This is a genomic window from uncultured Shimia sp., from assembly GCF_913054185.1.
Lineage (GTDB): Bacteria > Pseudomonadota > Alphaproteobacteria > Rhodobacterales > Rhodobacteraceae > Shimia.
On record NZ_CAJXIV010000146.1, the window covers coordinates 1 to 5573 of the forward strand.

The 5573-nt window shown below is 59.2% G+C and carries 7 protein-coding genes; 1 reads left to right on the top strand and 6 read right to left on the bottom strand.

Going from position 1 to position 5573, the window contains the following annotated elements; translation table 11 throughout:
- Nucleotides 1-7 precede the first annotated feature (7 nt).
- Complete coding sequence (locus QZ517_RS19370) at nucleotides 8-475, bottom strand: Lrp/AsnC family transcriptional regulator (protein WP_294230470.1); 468 nt, start codon at nucleotides 473-475, stop codon at nucleotides 8-10.
- Between the two features lie 103 nt (nucleotides 476-578).
- Between QZ517_RS19370 and QZ517_RS19375 the strand changes: the two genes are divergently transcribed.
- Nucleotides 579-1985, top strand: a complete 1407-nt coding sequence (locus QZ517_RS19375; protein ID WP_294230473.1) for an aminotransferase class V-fold PLP-dependent enzyme — start codon at nucleotides 579-581, stop codon at nucleotides 1983-1985.
- Here QZ517_RS19375 and QZ517_RS19380 read toward each other — a convergent pair.
- The 5 genes from QZ517_RS19380 to QZ517_RS19400 all read right to left on the bottom strand — a co-directional run.
- Complete coding sequence (locus QZ517_RS19380) at nucleotides 1982-2401, bottom strand: PaaI family thioesterase (RefSeq protein ID WP_294230476.1); 420 nt, start codon at nucleotides 2399-2401, stop codon at nucleotides 1982-1984. The genes QZ517_RS19375 and QZ517_RS19380 overlap by 4 nt on opposite strands.
- Nucleotides 2402-2442: 41 nt before the next feature.
- Entirely contained in the window at nucleotides 2443-3219 is a 777-nt protein-coding gene (locus QZ517_RS19385) for an SDR family NAD(P)-dependent oxidoreductase (protein WP_294230479.1), read from the bottom strand.
- A gap of 1 nt (nucleotide 3220) precedes the next feature.
- Nucleotides 3221-4246, bottom strand: coding sequence for a phosphotransferase family protein (locus QZ517_RS19390; protein ID WP_294230482.1), 1026 nt, complete (start codon nucleotides 4244-4246; stop codon nucleotides 3221-3223).
- A gap of 26 nt (nucleotides 4247-4272) precedes the next feature.
- Nucleotides 4273-4944, bottom strand: a complete 672-nt coding sequence (locus QZ517_RS19395; protein ID WP_294230485.1) for a histidine phosphatase family protein — start codon at nucleotides 4942-4944, stop codon at nucleotides 4273-4275.
- A partial coding sequence (locus QZ517_RS19400) for a nitronate monooxygenase (protein ID WP_294230488.1) occupies nucleotides 4941-5573 on the bottom strand: 633 nt, incomplete at its 5' end. The genes QZ517_RS19400 and QZ517_RS19395, both read right to left, overlap by 4 nt.

The window sequence follows — 5573 nt, forward strand, 5'->3', positions numbered from 1 at the left end:
GCTTTGCTTACCCAAAAACGTCGACAGGACGATCGTCGAGCATGGTTTCCATTGAGAACAATCCGGTGACTGTGTCCATTTCATAGCCGGTGGTCAGACGGCGGTAGACCGCATCATACCCTGACATGCCTGATGTTATGATTTTGAGCATGTAATCCCAGTCGCCGCCAATGCGGTGCATCTCCGCCACCTGGGGAATGCGGGCAACGTGCGCCTTGAAGCCTTCCGCCCACTCCATCGAGTGATTGCGGGTGCGCACCATCACAAAGACCGTCAGGTCCAGCCCCAAAACCGCAGGATCGATGCGCATGCGAGAACCGAGCAACACGCCCTCTTCCTCCAGCCGCTTTAGCCGCCGCCAAAGCGCATTTTGGGACAGGCCAACACGATCCGCCACCTCCCGTTGAGACAGAGAGGCGTCTCGTTGCAAAACATCGAGGATACTTCGATCAATTTGGTCTAATTTTATACTCATAACTATCACATGACCACGAATTTAGCAGAATGGCCATAAAAAAGAGAGCATTTCCCTATCGGCACGGGGGTAAACTCCAAGACAACGCGAGCACGAGGATACCATGACCCACCTAACCGCCCCCTTTGAGACATTTGCAGACACCCTAAAAACCGCGACAGATCCGGAGGCCTCTTTGCGGCATGGATTGATTGGCGGCGAAGTGCACATCGACACGCCCACCGGCCCCAAGAAGCTGGTGTATGCTGACTACGTGGCCTCCGGGCGGGCGTTGCGACAGGTGGAGAGCTTCGTAATGGAAGAGGTGCTGCCCTACTATGCCAACACCCACACTGACGCGTCTTTCTGTGGAGCGCGCATGGGGGCGCTGCGGGAAGGCGCCCGTGAGGTGGTGCGGGAGCACTGTGGCGCGCGGGCCGAAGAACATGCGGTGATCTTCTCCGGGTCTGGCGCGACAACTGGCCTGAACCAGCTGATGCATCTGATGGGCGTGGGTGCGGGCGACACCGTATTGGTGGGGCCGTATGAGCACCATTCCAACCTGCTGCCGTGGCGCGAGAGCGGCGCCGATGTGATTGAAGTTCCGGAAGGCGATTTGCCGGGCCCGGATCGCAAAATTCTGACCCAGCTGCTCACGGAGCGGGGGGCCACAGGCCGTGTGATCGTGGCGCTGAGCGCTGCGGCCAATGTGACAGGGGTCTGCACGGATGTGGCGGCGCTGACCCGGCTGGTCAAACACCATGGGGGGATCATGGTGTGGGACTACGCCGGGGGCGGGCCTTACTTGGCGATGCAGATGACACCGGCCAAAGGTGTGGAGATCGACGCCCTGGTGTTTTCACCCCACAAATGCATCGGCGGGCCTGGTGCCAGCGGTGTTTTGGTGGTGCGTCAGGATGTGGCCTGTGCCCGCGTGCCTTATCGTCCGGGTGGTGGCACCGTGGCGTTTGTAAACGCCCATCAGCACGACTACGTCGCCAAGCTGGAACAGCGCGAGGAAGGTGGCACGCCCAATGTGGTCGGCGACATTCGTGTGGCGTTGGCGCTGAAGGTGAAAGAGGGGATTGGCCAAGAGGCGATGACGGCGCGCAATGCAGAGCTGACCGCGCGGGCGTTTGCGGCCTGGGATGCGGAGCCGCGCCTGAAAGTTCTGGCACCTGAGCGTAAAGAACGCCTGCCGATCCTGTCGTTTGTGCCGCTGAACGCCTATGGCGAGCGGATTGATCACAACGACTTCACCCGCGCACTATCTGAGCAATATGGCATTCAAGCGCGCGGCGGCTGCTCTTGCGCGGGGCCGTATGTGCATGAACTGTTGAAGATTGGCGATGATCAATCCTCCGCAATCCGCAATGACATTTTGCAAGGCCCAGGAAAAGCGAAGCCCGGTTTTGTACGCTTGAACCTCAGCGTTTTGATGACAGATGAGACCGTCGATTTTATCCTCGCCTCAGTGGCGGAACTGGCGCGCAGCTGGGACGCTGAAGCACCAACTGCGCTGGCCGGTTAAAGCGTCGTTGCGCGATACTTGAAGGCACCGGAGCCGCGGGCGATGACCTCACCGGTTTCGTCCGTGATGGTGCCTTCGGCAAAGAAGGTTTTGGCGCCGCCGCCGGTGCGCCAACCTTCTGCAATCAAACCTTTGCCTTTGGGGCGCGATAAGAAGTTGGTGGTGAGCGAAAGCGTGAGCGCCAATTTTTTAAGCTCCGGCGTGCCAGTATAGCAGCCAGCAAACCCCATAACTGTGTCTAAAAGCGTGGCGTAGATGCCGCCGTGTGGGATGCCCGCACGGTTCATCAAATGCGGCGCAATTGGCAATGCGAGGCGAGCATAGTCCACATCCCAATGGGTGAGCTCAAAACCAAGGTGTTTTTGCAAATCGTAGGGGGCTTCGTCCAAAGCGGGATCGAGGGGGGCGTAGGGCATGCAGCGTGCTTTCAGATACTTTGTTGCAGATCATGTGGCTGTCACACAGCGGTCAAACCACCATCAATGGCAATCGCTTGCCCGGTCATAAAACTGTTCTCTGGTGCATTGATCCACAACATGGCTTGCACCACTTCTTCGGGTTTGGACACCCGGCGCATAGGTACACGGCTTGCGATGTGTGTCATGGCATCGTCGCGGGACAGGCCGGCGCGTTCACCAACCATGTCTGCCATCTCATCTACCATGGGAGTGGCGGAAAACGATGGGCAAAGCGCATTCACACGGATCCCACGGGTGGCGTTTTCGTCCGCAGCCGCTTTGGTCAGGCCGACCACGGCGTGTTTGGCGGCCGAATAAAGCGACAGATGGCCGGAGCCAACAAGCCCGGCGGCAGAGGCCACATTGAGGATTGTGCCGGACCCTGCCTTTTGCATCAGCGGGATCTGATACTTCATGCAGAGGAACACGCCCTTGGCGTTCACGTTCATCATCAGGTCAAAGTCCTCGGAGGTGAGGAACTGCAGAGGCCGTACGTCGTGTCCAATGCCAGCGTTGTTGATCCCAATGTCGAGGGTGCCGAAGGTCTCTGCTATGTTGGCAATATGGGCCGCGACCTGGGTTTCATCGGCGACATCGACCACGTCGGCAACCACCTCTGCGCCTTTGGCGCGCAAGTCATCCGCCACGGTGGTCAGTTGGTCGCCGTTGATGTCCGACAAACCTAGCTTGGCACCTTGATCGGCAAATCGCTCCGCCGCCATGGCCCCAAACCCGCTGGCGGCGCCGGTGATCATCACCACTTTATCTTGATACATCTTATCCACGTTTTGTTGCCTCCAGCCCGGCCATGGCAAACATTGGTACAAAACTGCCCAACTTGGCGGCGCGCTCTGGGTCTGAGGCGTTGCCGTCCAGCGCGCGTTTCTTGACGCCCTGAATGATGGCCCCCATGCGGAAGAAGCAGAAGGCGAGGTAGAAGCCAAACTTCTCAATGCCGGGCAGGCCCATGCGTGTGCAATAGGCGGCGATGAATTCTTCGTCGGTTGGTAAGCCCAGCGCAGCTCGGTCCACGCCAGCCAGTCCCCTGCCCTCGTTGCCGGGCGGCATTTGCCATTGCATGATCACCGCGGCGAGGTCAGCATAGGGGTGGCCGATGGTGGAAAGCTCCCAATCCAGCACCGCCACCACTTCGGGGCAGTCTTTGGCAAAGAGCATGTTGTCGATCCGGTAGTCGCCATGCACCAGCGTGCGCTTGCCGTCATCAGCGGGGATATTGGCCGCGAGCCAGTCGATCAACTGATCCATCTGCGGGATCGTGTCGGTTTCGCTGGCGCGATACTGTTTGGTCCAGCGGCCGACCTGACGTTCGAAATAATTGCCCTCGGGGCCGTAGTCCGAGAGGCCAACGGCGGTGATGTTAACCGAATGGATGGCCGCAAGCACGCGCCCCATTTCGTCGATCACTTGAGCGCGGCCTTCGTTGTCTAAGTCTGGCAAGCGTGGGTCGTCGAAATTGCGCCCCTCGACAAAATCCATGACGTAAAAGGCGGAACCAATCACATCGTCGTTTTCACACAACAGGTGCATGTTGGCGACGGGCACATCGCTGGCGGAGAGTGCCTTTTGCACGCGGAACTCGCGGTCCACAGCGTGGGCGGATTTCAAGAGCACGCCCGGCGGTTTGCGGCGCAAGACGTACTGACCGGAGGGGGTATCCAGCCGAAAAGTGGGGTTGGATTGGCCAACGTCAAATTTTGTGGCCTCGATCGGGCCTTCAAAGCCGTCGAGATTGGCGCGGAGCCAGCGCGCGACAGCATCTGTGTCCAGTTGGGTAGCGTCCATGGTATCCTCCCAATGCATGTCCCAGCTTAGCTGTAGGTCAGCATCTCGTCTTGGTTGTCGCCGTCAATATGCGGGGTGTCGTTGAACCCGTTGAGCCAGGTGTGGCCTTTGGCCATGACCAGCCGGGCCACGGCACAGTTTTTGACCTGCAATTGCAGCAGGATCATTTGTTCGGCTGGCGCGTCGAGAACATCGGCAATGGTGCGCCCAATGGCACCACCAGAGCTGACAGCCAGTGGGGTTTTCGCCCCCGAAGCCGCCACAATGGCGCGGGCCTCACGCACGCGATCCGTGAACGCTTCAAAACTCTCTGGTGGATTGTCGATCTTGTCGTGCTGCCACTCGCGCACGGTGTCGCGCAGAATGCGAAAATGGGTTTTGCGGTCGTCATGCAGGCCCGCAGGTTTGTCGTCACGATTGGCGTAACGGGCTTCTAGCAATCCAGCGAAATCAAACTCGTTCCACCCCGGTACAACAATGGGCGTCAGACCGGTGCCCAGCGCGCTTTCAATGCCGTCCCATGTCTGGCGATGGCGTTTTTGCGCGCCGATGAACACCGCGTCCGGCACAACGCCCTGACGCTTCAGAGCTGCGCCCAGCGCCGCTGATTGGCGATGGCCGAGGTCAGACAGATTGTCATAGTCAACCGCACCAAAGCTGGCTTGCGCGTGGCGAATGAGATAGAACATTTGGCTCATGACATGCGGGCCTGCAAGCGCTCCCACGCAGCGATGTATTCGCGTTCCAGGCGGTCCACAAGATCTGCGGTTTTGGTGACTTCTTTCACGGAACCAATGCCTTGGCCGGAGCCCCAGATGGTTTTCCAGGCCTTGGGTTTTTCGCGGTCATCGCCAAAGTCCATGGTTTTCACGTCACCGTCCGGCAGGTTGTCCGGGTCCATACCGGCATTGGACACGGAGCCTTTCAGGTAGTTGCCAGAGACGCCGGTGAACAACGAAGAGTAGACAATGTCTTCTGCGCCGCTGTCGACAATCATGTCTTTGTAACCCTGCATGGCGTTGGCTTCTTCCGTGGCGATGAAAGGCGAGCCGATGTAGCCGAGGTCTGCGCCCATGGCTTGCGCCGCCAGAAGCGACGCGCCGGTGCCGATGGAGCCGGACAGCAGCAGCGGGCCGTCAAACCATTCACGGATTTCACTAATGAGAGCCAGCGGGTTTTGTGGCCCTGCGTGGCCACCCGCACCTGCGGCGACGGCGATCAGGCCGTCTGCGCCCTTCTCGATCGCCTTTTTGGCAAACTTGTTGTTGATGATGTCATGCAGAGCAATGCCGCCGCAGTCATGGGCGGCCTGATTAACCTCCACCCG